An 18,270-nucleotide genomic window follows, 5' to 3' on the forward strand; every position below is an offset into this window, starting at 1 on the left:
GCCCATGCCCGCGGCCCCGCCGCCGTCGTCGCCGTCCCACGGCGCACGGCCCGGCGGACCGGCCGCCGTGTCCGGCAGACCCGCGGGCGCGGGTCCCGGCCCGATGCCGGGCGCGCAGACGCGGCGCTGGATCGAGATCAACGGCACGCGCCATCAGATGTCCCGCCCGACGCTGGTGCTGGGCCGCAGCACCGAAGCAGACGTGCGGATCGACGACCCCGGCGTCTCGCGCCGGCACTGTGAGATCCGGACCGGAACGCCCCCGACGATCCAGGATCTCGGGTCTACCAACGGCATCGTGGTAGACGGACAGCACACCACCCGCGCTACGCTCCGCGACGGCTCGCGGATCGTCGTGGGCAGCACGACCATCGTTTATCGGCAAGCCGAAGGGTGAAGCGGGGGCAATGTCAGAGCTGACCCTGACGGTCATGCGGCTAGGTTTCCTGGCTGTTCTGTGGCTGTTTGTGATTGTGGCCGTCCAGGTCATCCGCAGCGATCTGTTCGGTACGCGGGTCACGCAGCGCGGCTCACGCCGCACCGCGTCCGCCGACCCCAGGCCGCAGCAGACCGGACGCCAGCAACAGGCTGCGGCGCCGCCGCAGCAGCGCCAGCGCCGCGGCGCCCCCACGAAGCTGGTGGTGTCCGAAGGCACGCTCACCGGCACGACGGTGGCCCTCCAGGGGCAGACCGTCACGCTGGGACGGGCGCACGATTCGACGATCGTGCTGGACGACGACTACGCGTCCAGCCGTCATGCCAGGATCTACCCGGACCGTGACGGCCAGTGGATCGTCGAGGATCTCGGGTCCACCAACGGCACGTATCTCGACCGGACCCGACTCACCACCCCGACCCCCATTCCGCTGGGCGCGCCGATCCGCATCGGCAAGACCGTCATCGAGCTGCGGAAGTAGTGCCACGTCATGATTGAGCGCGAGCGGAGCGAGCGAGCCGCGGCGGTCCCGACAGCGGATCACCGAAGGCTCCCGACCGGAGGGTGGGCACCGTGCGGATGTACCCGGAGCCGACGGGCGAGGTGCGCATGAGTCTGTCACTGCGCTTCGCCGCCGGATCGCACAAAGGCATGATCCGGGAAGGCAACGAGGACTCCGGTTACGCCGGCCCCCGCCTTCTCGCCATCGCCGACGGCATGGGAGGACAGGCCGCCGGCGAGGTGGCCAGCTCCGAGGTCATCTCGACCCTGGTCACCCTCGACGACGACGTACCCGGCTCGGACATCCTCACCTCGCTCGGCACCGCCGTGCAGCGTGCCAATGACCAGCTGCGCATGATGGTCGAGGAGGACCCCCAGCTGGAGGGCATGGGCACCACGCTCACCGCCCTGCTGTGGACCGGTCAGCGCCTCGGCCTCGTGCACGTGGGCGACTCGCGGGCGTACCTCCTGCGCGACGGCGTCCTGACCCAGATCACGCAGGACCACACCTGGGTGCAGCGCCTCGTCGACGAGGGCCGCATCACCGAGGAGGAGGCCACCACCCACCCGCAGCGCTCCCTGCTGATGCGCGCGCTGGGCAGTGGCGACCACGTGGAGCCCGACCTCTCCATCCGCGAGGTCCGGGCCGGCGACCGCTACCTGATCTGCTCCGACGGCCTGTCCGGCGTCGTCTCCCACCAGACGATGGAGGAGACGCTCGCCAGCTACCACGGCCCCCAGGAGACCGTGCAGGAGCTCATCCAGCTCGCCCTGCGCGGCGGCGGCCCCGACAACATCACCTGCATCGTCGCGGACGTCCTGGACGTCGACGGCAACGACACCCTGGCCGGGCAGCTCAACGACACCCCGGTCGTGGTCGGCGCGGTCGCCGAGAACCAGCTCCAGGCGAACGACGGCGGCGCCATGCAGACCCCCGCGGGCCGCGCGGCCGGCCTCGGTAGGCCCGTGCCCCCGCAGCCCGCACCGGGCGGCGCCTTCGGCCCTCCCGGCAGCGGCGACAACGGCGGCTACGGAGCGGCCCCCGACGGGGCCTTCGGCGCGTACAGCGACGAGGACTTCACCAAGCCGCGCACCGGCCGCAAGTGGCTGAAGAGATCCTTCTTCATCGTGCTGGCGCTCGCCGTGGTCGGCGGCGGTCTGTACGGCGGCTACCGCTGGACCCAGACCCAGTACTACGTCGGCGCCAACGAGAAGCACGTCGCGCTCTACCGGGGCATCAGCCAGGACCTCGCCTGGGTCTCCCTCTCGAAGGTCGAGAAGGACCACCCCGAGATCGAACTCAAGTACCTCCCGCCCTACCAGCAGAAGCAGGTCGAGGCGACCATCACCGAAGGCAGCCTCGCCGACGCGCGGGAGAAGGTCACCGAACTCGGTACCCAGGCCTCCGCGTGCAAGAAGGACGAGGAGCGCCGCAGGATCGAGCGCGAGAACGCGGCGCGAGAGAAGGCGGAGCGCGAAAAGGCGGAGCGAGAGAACGACGCGCGTACGGGCGAGGGCGAGGCGGGCGGCACGACCGGTTCCGGCGCCACGACCCAGACCATCGAGACCCAGAAGATTCCGACGGCTACAGCTACGCCCACTCCTGGCCCCAGCCTCTCCGAGGAAGAGCAGAAGCTGGTCTCGCAGTGCGGTAAGCCGTAAAGCCGTAGGGGGCCTTACCAACCATGAGCGTTGTCACCAACACGACCACCATCGGCGCGATCGAAGCGCCGAGCCGGCGCAACACCGAGCTCGCGATGCTCGCGTTCGCCGTCATCATCCCGGTCTTCGCGTACGCCAATGTCGGCCTCGCCAAGGACGGCACGCTGCCCGCCGGCATGCTCGGCTACGGGCTCGGCCTCAGCCTGCTCGCGGGCGTCGCGCACCTGATGGTGCGCAAGTTCGCGCCGTACGCCGACCCGCTGATGCTGCCCCTGGCCACCCTGCTCAACGGGCTGGGCCTGGTGCTGATCTGGCGGCTCGACCTGGAACCGTCCATCACCACGGACGCGCTCGGCGGCGCGATGGCGCCCAAGCAGATGATCTGGTCCGCGCTCGGCGTCGCCCTGTTCCTCGGCGTGCTGCTGTTCCTCAAGGACCACCGCGTACTCCAGCGCTACACGTACATCTCGATGGTCGTGGCCCTGGTGCTGCTGATCCTGCCGATGTTCTTCCCCGCCAAGTTCGGCGCCCGCATCTGGATCACCATCCCCGGCGTCGGCTCCCTCCAGCCCGCCGAGTTCGCGAAGATCATCATCGCGATCTTCTTCGCCGGCTACCTGATGGTGAAGCGCGACGCCCTGGCCCTGGCCAGCCGCCGGTTCATGGGCATGTACCTGCCCCGCGGCCGCGACCTCGGCCCGATCCTCGCCATCTGGGCCCTCAGCCTCATGATCCTGATCTTCGAGACCGACCTGGGCACCTCGCTGCTCTTCTTCGGCCTCTTCGTGATCATGCTGTACGTCGCCACCGAGCGCACCAGCTGGGTCGTCTTCGGCCTCACCCTCAGCGCCGCCGGCGCCGTCGGCGTCGCCTCCTTCGCCTCCCACGTGCAGTCCCGCGTCAACAACTGGCTCAACCCCCTCGCCCTCCAGGACGGCGGCGTCACCGAGACCGCCCAGGCCGTGTACGCCTTCGGCTCCGGCGGCCTCTTCGGCTCCGGCCTCGGCCAGGGCTACTCCCGCCTCATCGGCGGCATCGCCCCCAAGAGCGACTACATCCTCGCCACCGTCGGCGAGGAAATGGGCCTCACCGGCCTCATGGCGATCATCCTGCTGTACGGGCTCCTCATCGAGCGCGGCGTACGCACCGCCCTCGCCGCCCGCGACCCCTTCGGCAAGCTCCTCGCGATCGGACTCTCCGGCGCCTTCGCGCTCCAGGTCTTCGTCGTCGCGGGCGGCGTCACCGGTGTCATCCCGCTGACCGGCATGACCATGCCGTTCCTCGCACAGGGCGGCTCCTCCGTCATCGCCAACTGGGCCCTCATCGCCATCCTGCTGCGCATCAGCGACACCGCGCGCAGGCCCGCGCCGGCCCCCGCCCCGTCCCCCGACGCCGAGATGACCCAGGTGGTCCGCCCGTGAACAAGCCCCTGCGCCGGGTCGCCATCTTCTGCGGCCTGCTCGTCCTCGCCCTGCTCGTACGCGTCAACTGGATCCAGTACGTCAAGGCCGACGAGCTCTCCAAGGACCCGAACAACCGCCGCGTCCTGATCGACCGCTACGCGCACAAGCGCGGCGACATCATCGTCGACGGCAAGGCGATCACCGGGTCCAAGGAGTCCAAGAGCGGCGACTTCAAGTTCCAGCGGACGTACAAGGACGGCCCGATGTGGGCGCCGGTCACCGGCTTCACGTCACAGCGGATGGGCTCCAACCAGATCGAGTCCATCGAGGACGACATCCTCACTGGCACCGACGACCGCCTCTTCTTCGACCGCACGCTCTCGCTGTTCACCGGTGACAAGAAGCAGGGCGGCCACGTCCTCACCACCCTGAACGGCGCCGCCCAGCGCGCCGCGTACAAGGGCCTGGGCGGCCGTAAGGGCGCCGTCGCGGCGATCGACCCCCAGACCGGCGCGATCCTCGCCCTGGCCAGCACCCCCTCGTACGACCCCTCGAAGGTCGCCGGCAACACCGACCAGGACGTCAAGAACTGGCAGAAGTACGAGAAGGACCCGGACAAGCCCACGACGAACCGCGCCCTGCGCGAGACGTACCCGCCCGGCTCCACCTTCAAGGTCATCACCGCGGCCGCCGCCCTGGAGCACGGCCTGTACGAGGACATCGACGACAAGACCGACTCGCCGCTGCCGTGGCGGCTGCCGCTGTCCACCAAGAACCTGGTGAACGACGGCAACCACCCCTGCAAGAACGCCAGCCTCCGCGTCGCCCTCCAGTGGTCCTGCAACACCGTCTTCGGCAAGATCGGCGCCGACCTCGACAACGAGAAGATGCTGGAGACGGCGGAGAAGTTCGGCTTCAACGAGCAGCAGTTCGTGCCCGTCCGCTCCAACGCGAGCGTCTTCTCCAAGGACATGGACAAGGCCCAGACGGCCCTCTCCTCCATCGGCCAGTTCAACACCGCCGCCACCCCGCTCCAGATGGCCATGGTGACGGCCGCCATCGCCAACGACGGCAAGCTGATGAAGCCGTACATGATCGACCGGCTCACCGACCCCAACCTGGACGTCCTGGAGAAGACGAGCCCCGAGGAGATGAGCACCCCGCTCTCCCCGGAGAACGCCCAGAAGCTCCAGGAAATGATGGAGACGGTCGTCTCGGACGGAACCGGCAAGAACGCCCAGATCTCCGGCGCCACCGTCGGCGGCAAGACCGGCACCGCCCAGCACGGCGTCGACAACAGCGAGAAGCCGTACGCCTGGTTCATCTCCTACGCCAAGACCGACAAGGGCTCGCCCGTCGCGGTCGCCGTCGTCGTCGAGGACGACAACGCGAACCGCGAGGACATCTCCGGCGGCGGCCTCGCGGCCCCCATCGCGAAGGACGTGATGCAGTCGGTGCTCGACAGGCAGAAGTGACGCCGGTCACCTGACGGACGCGTACGCCCACGTCGCGGTACCGGTCGGGTCTCGGCCGGCAGTCACGGGCGGACCTGATACGGCCCGCCCGGTACCGTATGCGCGACAGCACACCGCCGGACCACACACAGGTGCGGTCGGGACAGACGGAGAGGGCTGGATTAGCTATGGAAGAGCCGCGTCGCCTCGGCGGCCGGTACGAGCTGGGCTCGGTGCTCGGCCGTGGTGGCATGGCCGAGGTCTACATCGCGCACGACACCCGGCTCGGCCGCACCGTCGCCGTGAAGACGCTGCGGGTGGATCTCGCCCGCGACCCGTCCTTCCAGGCCCGGTTCCGCCGCGAGGCCCAGTCGGCGGCCTCGCTGAACCACCCGGCGATCGTCGCGGTCTACGACACCGGCGAGGACTACGTCGACAACGTCTCCATCCCGTACATCGTGATGGAGTACGTCGACGGGTCGACCCTGCGCGAGCTGCTGCACTCCGGCCGCAAGCTGCTGCCCGAGCGCACCCTGGAAATGACCGTCGGCATCCTCCAGGCGCTCGAGTACTCGCACCGTGCCCAGATCGTCCACCGCGACATCAAGCCGGCTAACGTCATGCTGACGCGCACCGGCCAGGTCAAGGTCATGGACTTCGGCATCGCCCGCGCCATGGGCGACTCCGGCATGACCATGACGCAGACCGCCGCGGTCATCGGCACCGCCCAGTACCTCTCCCCGGAGCAGGCCAAGGGCGAGCAGGTCGACGCCCGCTCCGACCTCTACTCCACCGGCTGCCTGCTCTACGAGCTGCTGACCGTACGGCCGCCCTTCATCGGCGACTCCCCGGTCGCGGTCGCCTACCAGCACGTACGCGAAGAACCGCAGCCCCCGTCGAACTTCGACCCCGAGATCACGCCCGAGATGGACGCCATCGTCCTGAAGGCGCTGGTCAAGGACCCCGACTACCGCTACCAGTCGGCCGACGAGATGCGCGCCGACATCGAGGCATGCCTCGACGGCCAGCCCGTCGCGGCCACCTCGGCCCTCGGCTCGGTCGGATACGGCGGCTACGGCGGCCACGGCGACGACCAGCCCACCACGGCGCTGCGCTCGGCCGACGGGGGCGGCGCACCGACGTCGATGCTCCCGCCGGTCAACCCCGACGACGGCGGCTACGGCTACGACGACCGCCCGGACCGCCGCAGGCAGCAGAAGAAGAACACCTCGACGATCCTGCTCGTCCTCGCGGGCATCCTCGTCCTCGTCGGCGCCATCCTGATCGGCAGAGCCCTCTTCGGCGGCGACTCCGGCAAGGACAACCGCACCGTGCCGGTCCTCGTCGGCGAGACGCTCGCCAAAGCGAAGGAACTCGGCACCGATGCCGACCTGACCGTCAAGGTCGGGGACCGCAAGGAGTGCGAGGACCAGCCGCAGGGCAAGATCTGCACCCAGTCCCCGGACAGCGGCCAGGAGGTCAAGGAGGGCTCGACCGTCACGGTCGTCGTCTCCACGGGCGCTCCCAAGGTCGAGGTCCCCGACGTCACCGAGCAGTCCAAGGACCGGGCGACGCAGAACCTGGAGGACAAGGGCTTCGAGGTCGACACCAAGCAGGTCGAGTCCGAGAAGACCGTCGGTACGGTCGTCGACCAGGACCCCGAGGGCGGCACGAAGGCGGAGAAGGGCGAGACGATCACCCTCTCCATCGCCAGGTCCACCAAGGCCGACGTCCCGCCTGTCGTCGGCCAGCCCTTCGAGGCGGCCAGCAAGCAGCTCACCGACCTCGGCTTCCAGGTCTCCCGCGCCGAGGAGGAGTCGACCGAGGCCCCGGGCACCGTCATCAAGCAGGACCCGGTGGGCAACAGCCAGACCGACAAGGGCGGCACCGTCACCCTGACCGTCGCGAAGGCCCCGGCCCAGCCGGAGCAGGTCGCGGTGCCGGCCGTGACCGGCCAGAAGCTCAAGGACGCCCGCAAGGCGATCGAGGACGCCGAACTGACCGTCGGCACGATCACGGGCCCGCAGGACGACGACGCCATCGTCGTCATCCCCCAGCCCGCGGTCGGCCAGCAGGTCCCCAAGGGCACCGCGGTCAACCTCACCACCGCCGGCGGCGGCGGGGGTGACGGCGGCGGGGACAACGGCGGCAACAACGGCGGCAACGACGCCGGCGGCCTCTTCGGCGGCGCGTTCGGCCGCAACGGCGAGAGCGACTGACCCGCACCCCTGACGAAAGGGCCGTGGACTTCACCCGAAGTCCACGGCCCTTCCGCTTGCCCCGGCACATAGCCACGCACATAAGCACGAAAGCCGAGCGTGTCTTCATATGTACGGAATCGTTGAGCAGGGTCGTCGAACACAGTGAGGGGACAGGACCATGCTCAGCGTGAGCGTTCTGCTGGAGTCGAAGTCACTGCGGGCCAGCTCCGCGGCGCTGACCTGCTGGATTTTCTAAGCTGCAACCTGCAGCTTAGAAAAGTCCCCGGCCGTGGGCTGACGATTTACTCACGCCGAGCCGTTCTCAACGTCGCCATGCTCCTGCGCGACAGCGAAGTCGCGCGGCAGGTGCGCGCGTATCTCCTCGACGCCGAGTACCTCGCCCGCACCCAGCCTGTGGACAACTCCGTCCCCACGTCACCGGCGCCTGCCGACGCCCTCGACGACCGTATCGACCGGCGGATCACCGACATCCTCGGCAAGTCCGTCGTGCCCATGTTCAACGCCTCATCGAATCCGCGGGCGAACAGCGCAAGGAGCTCATCTCCCTGCGCGACGACGTCCAGCGGATCGAGCGCAAGCTCGTCCAGCACGACGTACGGCTGGTACGGCTGGAGCGTGTGCGGGGGCAGCGCGGACTAGCCGGAGTGATGGCTTCCATCGACGGCATGAACTGGCGGGAGTACGAGGAACACGTCGCCCAGCTGCTCCGCCGCGACGGCTGCACCGGCGTCGAGATCCACGGCGGGAGGGGCGACCGCGGGGCCGACATCACCGGCCGCACGGCCGACGGGCGCCGCCTCGTCGTGCAGTGCAAGCACTGGGCGCCGTACCGCTCGGTCTGGAGCGGCGAGATGCAGAAGTTCGTCGGAGCCAAGACCCTGCACCGGGCGGACGTGGCCGTCTATGCCGCGACCTGCCCGTTCTCGCCCGAGTCGCCGGCCATCGCGGCGCAGGCAGGGGTCACCGCTGTGCACCGCGGCCTGCTGGAGAACTGGAGCGCCGGGGCGACGCTGGAAGTCCTGCGCTGACGGCACCGCGCGAAAGGGCCCGAAGTCGCAAGTCGAAGTTGCGGCTTCGGGCCCGGCTCGTGTGAAGGCAACGCTAGCCGAGTTCCGCCGGCGGTGTGCGGTGTCGGTCGACCTTCTCCGTACGCTCCAACTCGCCCCACACGACGTACCGGTGCTTCGACGTGTAGACCGGCGTGCACGTGGTCAGCGTGATGTAGCGGCCCGGCTTCTTCTTGCCCGACTCCTTCGGGACCGGCTTCAGGACGTCCACGTTGTACTTCGAGGTCTCGGGAAGCTTCGCGTACACCTTGTAGACGTACCAGGTGTCCTTCGTCTCGAAGACGATCGCGTCGCCGTCCTTGAGCTTGTCGATGTTGTGGAACTTCGCGCCGTGCCCGTCCCGGTGCGCCGCCAGCGAGAAGTTGCCCTTCTTGTCGGCCGGCAGCGCCGACTTGACCGGGTCCGTGTAGTAGCCGGCGACGCCGCGGTTCAGGCCCTTGGCGTCGGTACCCTTCCTGACCAGCACCTCGCCGTTCTTCATCGCGGGTACGTGGAGGAAGCCGATGCCGTCCTTGGTGTCGAGGGCGCCGGGCCCGCCCGCCCACCGGTCGCGCACCTCATTGCCCTGCTGGTCCGCGTCGCGGTCGGCGAGCACGTTCGTCCACCACAGCGAGTAGACGACGAACAGGCCGAGGATCAGGCCCGCCGTGATCAACAGCTCGCCGAAAAGGCTCACCGTGCCCGCGACACGTCCACGCCTTGGCCGCGCGCCCGCGGGTGCGGACGCGGGCACGGGCGTGCCGGTCTGCTCGTCCTGCTCGGTCGTCCTGGCTGCCACCGCACCCGTCCCCGTCCTGAGTCCCTACCGTCCGGCCGACTCGTTGTCAGCCGACGAGCGCGTCGGGTTGCCCCTTACTGCGCGGCCGTTCGTCGACCATCTTGCCCCACACGATCATTCGGTACGTACTCGTGAATTCAGGCGTGCACGTCGTCAGCGTGATGTACCTGCCGGGCCGCGTGAAGCCGGAACCCGGCGGCACCGGACGCAGCACGCTCACGTTGGAGGGCGTGGTCTGCGGCAGGATGCTCGCCATCTCGTACGTGTAGTACGTGTCCTGCGTCTCGACGACGATCGGATCGCCCGGTTCCAGCCGGTTGATGTACCGGAACGGCTCGCCGTGCGTGTTCCGGTGGCCCGCCACCGCGAAGTTCCCCTGCTTGTCCGACGGCATCGCCGTCTTGAGCTCGCCCTCCGCGTAATGGCCCACCATGCCGTTGTCGAGGACCCGCTTCTTGTCGATGCCCTCGGCGATCGGGACGACGACGTCCAGCTTGGGAATGTGCAGGATGGCGAAGCCCTGGCCCGGTTCGAACGCCCCGGGCTTCCGCCCGTTCGCCCAGCCCTCCTGGATCTTGTCCGCCTCCTTGCCGGCGAACAGATCGGCACGGACGTTCGTCCACCACAGCTGGTACGTCACGAACAGCAGCATCAGCACGCCCAGCGAGATGAACATCTCGCCGAAGAAGCGACTCGCGACGACCGCCGGGCTGTCCTTCGCGGCACGGGCGGCGCGCCTGGCCTCCACCCGGGAGAGCGGCGCTTCAGGGGCCGCCTCCGCCTTGCTCCCGGCCTTCCGCTCGGGGCCCTTGCCCCGGCTCCCCCTGCCCTTGGCTGCCCTGCGGCGCTCCGCGCGGCCCCCGGTCACGGGCGGCGGGGCTGAGCGCGTGGCCGGCTGGGGGTCGGCGGCCGCTATTCGCCGGGTGTCGTCCGTCCGCAGGGCGACGGTCTCGTCGTGGTACGTCGCTTCGTCGTACGCGGGAGCGGGTACGGACGCGGGCGCCGGCTCGGGGGCCGGGGCGGGCGTCCGGCCGCCGTACCGGGCCCCGGGGCGGTCCTGGCCGCCGTACGGCTCCTGAGGCCGCCGGAGGGGCTGCTGGGGCTCTTGTACGGCCTCCTGGGCGGGCCGCACGGCTCCGGGCTGTCCCGTCAGGTGCTGCGCGGGTGCGGCCTGGCGGGGCACACCCTGTCGCGGTGCGGCCTGGCGGGGCATGTGCTGCCCGGGCGCGGGCTGCCCCGGTACAGCCGGGCCCGGCTGCCGCTGCGGCTCGTACGGCCGCTGTCCGTACCCCGTGTCCTGCGTCTGCGTCTGTTGCGTCTGCGTCTGCGGGACCGTCGACGACCGGAACCACGGCGAGGTCCCCTCCGGGTCGGCCCCGGGAGCCGGTGCCGGCCCCGTGGGCCGCTCCTGCCCCGGCAGCGGATCGTTCAGCGGATCCGCGAGCTGGTCCACCGCCGCCTCGAACGCGCCCGCCGCCCCGTACGCACCCTGCTCGTACGAGGCTTCCCGGCCGGCGTCGTGTTCGGGGCGGAGTGCCGTCACGCGACGGCCTTGCCCACCACCGGCGCGAGCCCGGCCGCCCGCTCGACCGCTCCCGGATACCCGCACCGCGCGAGCCAGTTGGCCAGCATCAGGTGCCCGTGTTCGGTCAGCACCGACTCGGGGTGGAACTGCACACCCTCGACCGCCAGATCCCGGTGGCGCAGCCCCATGATGATCCCGTCGGCCGTCCGCGCCGTGACCTCCAGCTCGGCCGGCAGCGCCTGCGGTTCGGCCGCCAGCGAGTGGTAGCGCGTCGCCGTGAAGGGCGAGGGCAGTCCGGCGAAGACGCCGGCGCCCGTGTGCGTGACGGGGGACGTCTTGCCGTGCAGCAGCTCGGGCGCCCGGCCGACGACACCGCCGTACGCCACCGCCATCGACTGCATGCCCAGGCAGACGCCGAAGACCGGCACGCCGGTCGACGCGCAGTGCCGCACCATGTCGACGCAGACGCCCGCCTGTTCGGGGGTGCCGGGGCCCGGCGACAGCAGTACGCCGTCGAAGTTGTCCTGGGCGTGGCTCAGCGCCACCTCGTCGTTGCGCAGCACCTCGCACTCGGCGCCGAGCTGGTAGAGGTACTGGACGAGGTTGAAGACGAAGCTGTCGTAGTTGTCGACCACCAGGATCCGTGCGCTCACTGGCCCGTGCCTCCGTCCCCGTCGACCGTCACATCGTTGAACGGCAGCAGCGGCTCCGCCCACGGGAAGACGTACTGGAACAGTGCGTAGACGACCGCCAGGATCAGTACGAGCGAGATCAACGCCCGCACCCATACGTTGCCCGGCAGATGCCGCCAGATCCAGCCGTACATGCTGTCCCTTCCGTTCGGTCGAAACCCAGAGTAAAGGGCGACGGCCGGGGCTCGTGGGTCAGCCGCTCAATGCGCGCGGCCGGCCGGCCTCGACGGGCTGGGTGGCGTCGAGATGCGCCCACACGATCAGCCGGTGGCTGCTGCCCCACTCCGGTTCGCACGTCGTCAGCGTCAGATAGCGCCCGGGGCCGTCGAAACCGGCCTTGCGGGGAACGTCGTCGATCACCCCGACGTCGCCCGGGACGGTCCGGTACGGCCTGTTCTCGACGCGGTAGGTGAACCAGGTCGTCCCGTCCGTCAGCACCACCGCGTCACCGGGCCGCAGTCTGGGGAAGTCCTTGAAGGGGTCGCCGTACGTACGGCGGTGCCCGGCGACGGAGAAGTTCCCCGTCCCGCCGAGCCGCGCGGTCCCCGTGTAGTGGCCGAGTCCCTTCTTCAGCGTCCCGGTCCGCGTGCCCTCAAGGACGGGCCAGTCCCAGTCCCCGCCGAAGCGCGGCACGTACATCACCGCGAAGGGCCGGCCCGGCTCGTACGCCGCCGGGCCGGACGGGGCCTCCTCGGGGACCGCGGCGCCGGGGCCGTCGGGTTCGGGGGCGGCGGGCCGCACGGGGCCGCGCGCCCAGCTGTCCTGGAGCCTGTCGATCTGCCCGTCGCTCGCGTCGGCGGCCCTGATCCCGGTCCAGAACATGACGTACACGACGAACAGCACGATCACACTGCCGACGGTGACGCACAGCTCGCTGAACGTCCGCACCACCAGCCGCACCGACATCCCGGCCGACGGCCGCCCCGACAGTCGCCCCGACATCGGCTCCCCCGGTTACTCGACGGGCCTCGCGTAGTGGAGATCCACTGTGCCCGAGTAACCGGGAAGAGTCATCGCCTCGTGTTCGTCGACTTTCCAGCCGAGGCCGTACGCCTTCACGTACAGCTGGTAGTTCTGCAGCGCGGTGGAGGCCGTGAGCGCCCGCTGGAGAGCGTCGCGGTCGCCGATCGCGGTGACCTTGTAGGGCGGCGAGTAGACGCGGCCCTGGAGGATCAGGGTGTTGCCGACGCAGCGCACCGCGCTGGTGGAGATCAGCCGCTGGTCCATGACCCTGATGCCCTTGGCGCCGCCCAGCCACAGGGCGTTGACGACCGCCTGGAGGTCCTGCTGGTGGATGACCAGGTCGTTCGGCTGGGGCTCGGGGTAGCCCGGGTTGGCCGTGGCGTCCGGCGGGGCGTCGTCGAGCGTGACGGTGAGGCCGGCGCCGGACAGCTTCTTGGTGCCGGCCGCCGCCTCCAGCGCCTTCAGCTTCGCGTCCTCGGCCCGCGTACTGCTGTCACCGCGCTCCGCGAGCGCGTCGACGTCCCGGCGGACGGCCGACGTCGACTCGCCCAGCTCCTTGTTCTTGTGACTGCGCTGGTCAATGAGGTCGGAGAGCTTCAGCAACGAGGCGTCCGTACGGATATTGGTGCCCTTGGCCGTGTTGAAACTCGTCACGAAGATCAGCCCGGCGAGCGCGAAGACCCCCGCCGTCAGCAGTCTGACCGGCCGCAGGGCGGGCCGCCGGGCGGGTTCGGTGGGGGAGTCGGCAGAATTGCTCAACGTACCCTTATCTCCTTCGACGCCGCGGAAGCACTACGCTAACGGACGCCCGGGGGAGGCAGTGCTCCCCGTTGCTCCCGCACCGGGCACCAGCCACAGTTCTCTGCGCGGTAACGCAGCGCATCGACAGGAGAGTCCCTCGTGCCGAAGTCACGTATCCGCAAGAAGTCAGACTTCACCCCGCCGCCGGCGCCTTCGAAGCAGGCGACGGCCATCAGGCTCACCAACCGCAGCTGGGTGGCGCCGGTGATGCTGGCGCTCTTCCTCATCGGGCTCGCCTGGATCGTCGTCTTCTACGTGACCGAGGGCGACCTGCCGGTCCAGAGCCTGGACAACTGGAACATCGTGGTCGGGTTCGGCTTCATCGCGGCCGGCTTCGGCGTCTCCACGCAGTGGAAGTAAGCGCCCCGCGCAAGCTCTGACCAGAGGTTATCCACAGCGTTGTCCACACGGTGGGGAAAGGTCAGACGATCTGTGGATAACTCACAGGGTGTTGACGCCGGTGTGACTGCCTGGGCCTTCCGGGGCATGAAAAAGTTACGGCCTGCCCCTTGTCCTGTCTGGGAAAAAGCCAGTTCAGCGACGAGGGGCACAGCTGTTCCCGCACTTTCCACCTGAATGCACAAGGTCCGGCGCCCGCTGTGGACAACCGACCCCGATCGACGCCACCGGCGCTCAGGTGAGCATCACGGTACGCGCCACGACGAGCCCCGCGGTGACGAGCAGGACGAGCCCGCACGTCCCGTACTGCACCAGCGCCCGGCGCTCGCGCGGGGCGTGCACCATGGCGACCGCGATGAGAGCGCCGGCGACGAGGCCGCCCACGTGGGCCTGCCAGGCGATGCCGCTCAGGACGAAGGTCAGGACCAGGTTCAGGCCCAGCAGCACCAGGATCGGCCGCATGTCCTGGTTCATGCGCCGCATGAGGACCACGGTCGCGCCGAAGAGCCCGTAGATCGCGCCCGAGGCGCCGAGCGACGGCTGGTTCGGGGCGGCCAGGAGATAGGTGAGCGCGCTGCCGGCGAGGCCGGACAGCAGGTAGAGCGCCAGGTACCGGGTGCGGCCGAGCGCCGCTTCGAGCGGACCGCCGAGCCACCACAGGAGCAGCATGTTGAACCCGATGTGCCACGGCTCCTGATGCAGGAACATCGCCGTGACCAGGCGGTACCACTCGCCGTCCGCGACCCCGAGGACCTGGAGGTCCCTGCTGAACGCCAGCCCGACCAGGGAGAGGTCGTCGACGAGGCTCTCGCGCGCCAGCACCGCGACGAACAGCGCCGCGTTGATCGCCAGCAGGACCTTCGTCACCAGCCGGGGGTCGGCGGTCACCGTGCCGCCGGCGACCGTGCGGGGACGGCTCGCGGCCGGGGCGTGGCCCGTACCGGAGCCTTCGCGGACGCAGTCGGGGCACTGGAAACCGACCGAGGCGCTGATCATGCACTCCGGGCAGATCGGGCGTTCGCAGCGGGTGCAGCGGATGCCCGTCTCGCGGCCCGGATGCCGGTAGCAGTGATCCATCGGTCCGTCCCCGGTTCCCTAGGTGTGGCTCTTGGCGGTCCGGCTCACCGCGCCGCCCCGCACATCCAGTACGGACGGGCGGGGCGCTTTGGTTCCCGGCGGCCTGCCGGCGGCTCCCCGGCGGCCTTCCGGAGAGCTCCCGGCCGGTTCGTCAGCGGGTCTCCACGACGACCGACTCGATGACGACGTCGGTGAGCGGGCGGGCGGTGCGCGGGTTGGTCTTCGTGGCGACGATGGTGTCCACGGTCTTGCGGCTCGCGGCGTCCACGACCTCGCCGAAGATGGTGTGCTTGCCGGTCAGCCACATCGTCGGCGACACGGTGATGAAGAACTGCGAGCCGTTCGTGGCCGGGCCCGCGTTGGCCATCGCCAGCAGGTAGGGGCGGTCGAAGGCGAGGTCGGGGTGGAACTCGTCCTTGAACTCGTAGCCGGGGCCGCCGGTGCCGTTGCCCAGGGGGTCGCCGCCCTGGATCATGAAGTCGCCGATCACGCGGTGGAAGACGGTGCCGTCGTACAGCCGGTCGGTGGTCTTCCGCCCCGTCTCGGGGTTCGTCCACTCCCGCTCACCCTGTGCGAGTTCCACGAAGTTCTTGACCGTCTTCGGGGCGTGGTTCGGCAGGAGCCGGATCTCGATGTCGCCCTGGCTGGTCTTGAGGGTGGCGTAAAGCTGCTCGGCCACGTTCTGCCTTCCATCGGTCTTTCCTGAAGCGTCTGCCGATCCTCCCACGCCCCGTTTACGACGAGTAGCCGCCGAACCGCCGCGCGGGACGCCGAAGCGTGGCATTGTCGTGCCCGGGCCCCCTTGCACCGCCTTGCCCCGAGAGCCCGGGGATTGCCCGAGTCGCCGCCCCATGACCCGGATGCCCGTCCGCACGTGCCGTGTTGGCCCGGGAAGGGCATGATTTCGAAATGGGTGGACAGGCGATATACCGAACCGCCACCAAGGAGGAGGATCCAGTGACCCGCATCGACAGCGTGCGCGCCGCATCCGAATCGGCGAAGGAGAGCGTGCTGCACGCCGCGGAAGTGGTGGCGCCCTACGCCGGTACGGCCAAGGAACAGGCCACGCAATATGCGCACGACGCCCGCGTACGGCTCGCGCCGAAAGTGTCCAAGGCCGCTCGTCAGGCCCGTGTCCAGTACGGCGCGCACGTAGCGCCGCGCATTGAGCAGGCCCGCACCCACGTGCCGCCGAAGGTCGATGTCGCCGCGCAGCGCGCGGCGGTGCGGACCCGGCACGCGGCCCGGCAGGCCGCCGAGTACACCGTCCCCCGGGTGGAGCACGCGATCGCGGTGGCGCAGCCCGTACGGGAGCAGGCCGCCGCGCGCAGTGCGGCCGCCGTGGCGGCCCTGCGCGGCCAGGTGACGGCGAAGGACATCCGCAAGCTCGTCAAGCGGCACGAGCGGCGGGCGAGGGCCGGCCGTGCCGCCAAGGGCGTCGCCGTGTTCGGTGTGCTGGCGGCCGGCGCCTTCGCGGCGTGGAAGTGGTGGGACAAGCAGGCCAACCCGGACTGGCTGGTCGAGCCTCCGGCCGCCACGGAGGTTCCCGACCGTGCGCCGCTGACCTCGGTCGACGGCAGCGGCCAGGTGCTGGACCCGGAGGTTCAGGCCAAGCAGGCCGAGGCTGAGGCCGAGGCCGCCGAGCGCGACCGGAAGAACGACTGACCGTCAGGACACGGACGGCGATACGCACAAGGGTGCCGGGAGACCTTCGGGTCGCCCGGCACCCTTGTGCGTAGGCGGACCCGCGTTCTCTTTCGTCGGGGCGGGGGGCGACGAAAGTGTGCGGCGGCCCTCCTGACCGGCTGCCTAGAGTGCGACCCGTGGACGTGTCATCGAAGATCAGGGCCGGCCGGCGATGGCTGGCGGGCCCGGAGCCCTGGCCGGCCCGGCGCACGGCGGGCGAGTGTGTGCTGGCGGCGGTGCTGGCGCTGCTGGCGGCCGGCACGACCAAGGACTTCAAGCGCGACGCGGGAACCGTCGCGGCCGTCGCGGCCAAGGCGCTGCCGAGCGTCGTCACCATCGAGGCGCAGGGCGGCGACGGCGAGGGCGGCACGGGAACGGGCTTCGTCTACGACAAGCAGGGCCACATCGTCACCAACAACCACGTGGTGGCGTCCGCCGCGGACGGCGGCGACCTGTCCGTCACCTTCTCCAACGGCAAGAAGTACGACGCCGAGGTGGTCGGCCGGGCGGAGGGGTACGACGTAGCCGTACTGAAGCTGAAGAGCGCCCCCGCGGGCCTCGCCCCGCTGCCCCTGGGCGACTCCGAGAAGGTCACCGTCGGCGACTCGACGATCGCCATCGGCGCGCCCTTCGGCCTGTCGAACACGGTCACCACCGGCATCATCAGCGCCAAGAACCGTCCCGTGGCGTCGGGCGACGGCCAGAACAGCAAGGCGTCGTACATGAGCGCCCTGCAGACCGACGCCTCGATCAACCCAGGCAACTCGGGCGGTCCGCTGCTCGACGCGAGCGGCGCCGTCATCGGCATCAACTCGGCGATCCAGTCCGCCGGTACGGGCGGCTTCGGCCAGTCCCAGGCGGGCTCGATCGGCCTCGGTTTCGCGATCCCGGTGAACCAGGCCAAGACGGTCGCCAAGCAGCTCATCAAGACCGGCAAGCCGGTGTACCCGGTGATCGGCGCGACGGTCTCCATGGACCCGAAGAGCGACGGCGGCGCCGTCATCGCCGACCGCGGCACGGGCGGCACGGAGGCGGTCCCGTCGGACAGCCCGGCGGGCAAGGCCGGCCTGAAGGCGGGCGACGTCATCACGAAGCTCGACGACCGCGTGATCGACAGCGGTCCGACCCTGATCAGCGAGATCTGGACCCACAAGCCGGGCGACAAGGTGACCCTCACGTACGAGCGCGAAGGCAAGACGTCGACGGCCGAAGTCACCCTGGGCCAGCGCGAGGGCGACGACAGCTGACCGGCTAGGCTGTTCCCCGCACCACCGCGCGCCGGTGGCGCGAGGTGGGTTGCCCGAGCGGCCTAAGGGAACGGTCTTGAAAACCGTCGTGGCAGCGATGTCACCGTGGGTTCAAATCCCACACCCACCGCAGGCGAACGACCCCCGACCAGCTTCATCGGTCGGGGGTCGTCGGCGTCTCAAGTCGGCTGGTGCGGCGCGGCGGTGGCCTGGCGGGCGGCGGAGGCGAGGGTGGCGCGGGCTTCTTGTTCGGGCAGGCCGGCCGCGACCGCCGCGGCGGTCAGCGCGTCCGCGAGGGAGTCGCCGATGCCGTTCTCGTACGCGCGGCAGGCGGCCCAGAAGAGGCGGGTGTTGCGC

The 18,270-nt window shown here is 70.1% G+C and carries 18 protein-coding genes, 1 tRNA gene and 2 pseudogenes; 12 read left to right on the top strand and 9 right to left on the bottom strand.

All coding sequences use genetic code 11. The features are described from left to right. The 8 genes from E2E34_RS17545 to E2E34_RS36495 form a co-directional block, all read left to right on the top strand. Nucleotides 1-397, top strand: a 397-nt coding sequence (locus E2E34_RS17545) for an FHA domain-containing protein (RefSeq protein ID WP_244315818.1), incomplete at its 5' end; no start/stop codon positions are given. Between the two features lie 10 nt (nt 398-407). Next, on the top strand, nt 408-917 hold the full coding sequence (locus E2E34_RS17550; RefSeq protein ID WP_138902865.1) for an FHA domain-containing protein FhaB/FipA: 510 nt from the start codon (nt 408-410) through the stop codon (nt 915-917). Between the two features lie 128 nt (nt 918-1,045). Further along, nucleotides 1,046-2,599, top strand: a complete 1,554-nt coding sequence (locus E2E34_RS17555; RefSeq protein WP_138902866.1) for a Stp1/IreP family PP2C-type Ser/Thr phosphatase — start codon at nt 1,046-1,048, stop codon at nt 2,597-2,599. A gap of 23 nt (nt 2,600-2,622) precedes the next feature. Then, nucleotides 2,623-4,020 (top strand): FtsW/RodA/SpoVE family cell cycle protein, encoded by a 1,398-nt coding sequence (locus tag E2E34_RS17560; protein WP_138902867.1) that lies wholly within the window; start codon nt 2,623-2,625, stop codon nt 4,018-4,020. After that, a complete protein-coding gene (locus tag E2E34_RS17565) occupies nt 4,017-5,477 on the top strand; it encodes a peptidoglycan D,D-transpeptidase FtsI family protein (protein WP_138902868.1) in 1,461 nt (486 codons plus the stop codon). The genes E2E34_RS17560 and E2E34_RS17565 overlap by 4 nt, the downstream gene beginning before the upstream one ends. A 167-nt stretch (nt 5,478-5,644) precedes the next feature. Continuing rightward, nucleotides 5,645-7,675 (top strand): Stk1 family PASTA domain-containing Ser/Thr kinase, encoded by a 2,031-nt coding sequence (gene pknB, locus E2E34_RS17570; RefSeq protein WP_138902869.1) that lies wholly within the window; start codon nt 5,645-5,647, stop codon nt 7,673-7,675. A 315-nt stretch (nt 7,676-7,990) separates the two neighbouring features. Beyond that, the gene (locus E2E34_RS36490) at nt 7,991-8,317 is read left to right on the top strand and encodes a hypothetical protein (protein WP_244315820.1); all 327 of its coding nucleotides are present in this window, start codon (nt 7,991-7,993) and stop codon (nt 8,315-8,317) included. A gap of 8 nt (nt 8,318-8,325) precedes the next feature. Further along, entirely contained in the window at nt 8,326-8,706 is a 381-nt protein-coding gene (locus E2E34_RS36495) for a restriction endonuclease (protein WP_244315822.1), read from the top strand. A gap of 73 nt (nt 8,707-8,779) precedes the next feature. On the opposite strand, the gene E2E34_RS17580 is transcribed toward E2E34_RS36495, so the two are convergent. Genes E2E34_RS17580 through E2E34_RS17600 form a run of 6 tightly spaced genes read right to left on the bottom strand, consistent with a single transcriptional unit; the run spans nt 8,780 to nt 13,462 of the window. Further along, nucleotides 8,780-9,523, bottom strand: coding sequence for a class E sortase (locus E2E34_RS17580; protein WP_138902870.1), 744 nt, complete (start codon nt 9,521-9,523; stop codon nt 8,780-8,782). Nucleotides 9,524-9,569: 46 nt separating this feature from the next. Continuing rightward, nucleotides 9,570-11,066 carry a class E sortase gene (locus E2E34_RS17585; protein WP_138902871.1) on the bottom strand — a complete coding sequence of 499 codons (1,497 nt, stop codon included), beginning with the start codon at nt 11,064-11,066 and terminating at the stop codon, nt 9,570-9,572. After that, nucleotides 11,063-11,701: an aminodeoxychorismate/anthranilate synthase component II gene (locus E2E34_RS17590; protein WP_138902872.1), complete on the bottom strand. Its 639-nt coding sequence runs from the start codon at nt 11,699-11,701 to the stop codon at nt 11,063-11,065. Before E2E34_RS17590 ends, E2E34_RS17585 begins: the two co-directional genes overlap by 4 nt. Beyond that, on the bottom strand, nt 11,698-11,874 hold the full coding sequence (locus E2E34_RS35480) for a hypothetical protein (protein ID WP_167518306.1): 177 nt from the start codon (nt 11,872-11,874) through the stop codon (nt 11,698-11,700). Before E2E34_RS35480 ends, E2E34_RS17590 begins: the two co-directional genes overlap by 4 nt. 58 nt (nt 11,875-11,932) lie before the next feature. After that, nucleotides 11,933-12,646 carry a class E sortase gene (locus tag E2E34_RS17595; RefSeq protein ID WP_138902878.1) on the bottom strand — a complete coding sequence of 238 codons (714 nt, stop codon included), beginning with the start codon at nt 12,644-12,646 and terminating at the stop codon, nt 11,933-11,935. A gap of 48 nt (nt 12,647-12,694) precedes the next feature. Further along, nucleotides 12,695-13,462, bottom strand: coding sequence for a DUF881 domain-containing protein (locus E2E34_RS17600; protein ID WP_138902873.1), 768 nt, complete (start codon nt 13,460-13,462; stop codon nt 12,695-12,697). A gap of 141 nt (nt 13,463-13,603) precedes the next feature. Between E2E34_RS17600 and crgA the strand changes: the two genes are divergently transcribed. Next, nucleotides 13,604-13,864 (top strand): cell division protein CrgA, encoded by a 261-nt coding sequence (crgA, locus tag E2E34_RS17605; protein WP_138898454.1) that lies wholly within the window; start codon nt 13,604-13,606, stop codon nt 13,862-13,864. 273 nt (nt 13,865-14,137) lie between these two features. On the opposite strand, the gene E2E34_RS17610 is transcribed toward crgA, so the two are convergent. Both E2E34_RS17610 and E2E34_RS17615 read right to left on the bottom strand, forming a co-directional pair. Further along, nucleotides 14,138-14,980 carry a rhomboid family intramembrane serine protease gene (locus E2E34_RS17610; protein WP_138902874.1) on the bottom strand — a complete coding sequence of 281 codons (843 nt, stop codon included), beginning with the start codon at nt 14,978-14,980 and terminating at the stop codon, nt 14,138-14,140. Between the two features lie 151 nt (nt 14,981-15,131). Continuing rightward, a complete protein-coding gene (locus E2E34_RS17615; protein WP_138902875.1) occupies nt 15,132-15,659 on the bottom strand; it encodes a peptidylprolyl isomerase in 528 nt (175 codons plus the stop codon). A gap of 278 nt (nt 15,660-15,937) precedes the next feature. On the opposite strand from E2E34_RS17615, the gene E2E34_RS17620 reads away from it, so the two are divergent. From E2E34_RS17620 to E2E34_RS17630, 3 genes and pseudogenes are all read left to right on the top strand, one after another. After that, nucleotides 15,938-16,645 carry a DUF5324 family protein gene (locus E2E34_RS17620; RefSeq protein ID WP_138902876.1) on the top strand — a complete coding sequence of 236 codons (708 nt, stop codon included), beginning with the start codon at nt 15,938-15,940 and terminating at the stop codon, nt 16,643-16,645. Nucleotides 16,646-16,932: 287 nt separating this feature from the next. Then, nucleotides 16,933-17,913, top strand: a pseudogene (locus E2E34_RS17625) (S1C family serine protease); the annotation flags it as partial. A 43-nt stretch (nt 17,914-17,956) separates the two neighbouring features. Continuing rightward, nucleotides 17,957-18,043 (top strand) — tRNA-Ser (locus tag E2E34_RS17630). 49 nt (nt 18,044-18,092) lie between these two features. Here the strand turns inward: E2E34_RS17630 and E2E34_RS36500 are convergent. Continuing rightward, nucleotides 18,093-18,270 (bottom strand): annotated as a pseudogene (locus tag E2E34_RS36500) (bifunctional DNA primase/polymerase); the annotation flags it as partial.

Origin of the sequence: Streptomyces albidochromogenes (assembly GCF_005981925.1) — a bacterium.
Taxonomy (GTDB): Bacteria; Actinomycetota; Actinomycetes; order Streptomycetales; family Streptomycetaceae; genus Streptomyces; species Streptomyces albidochromogenes.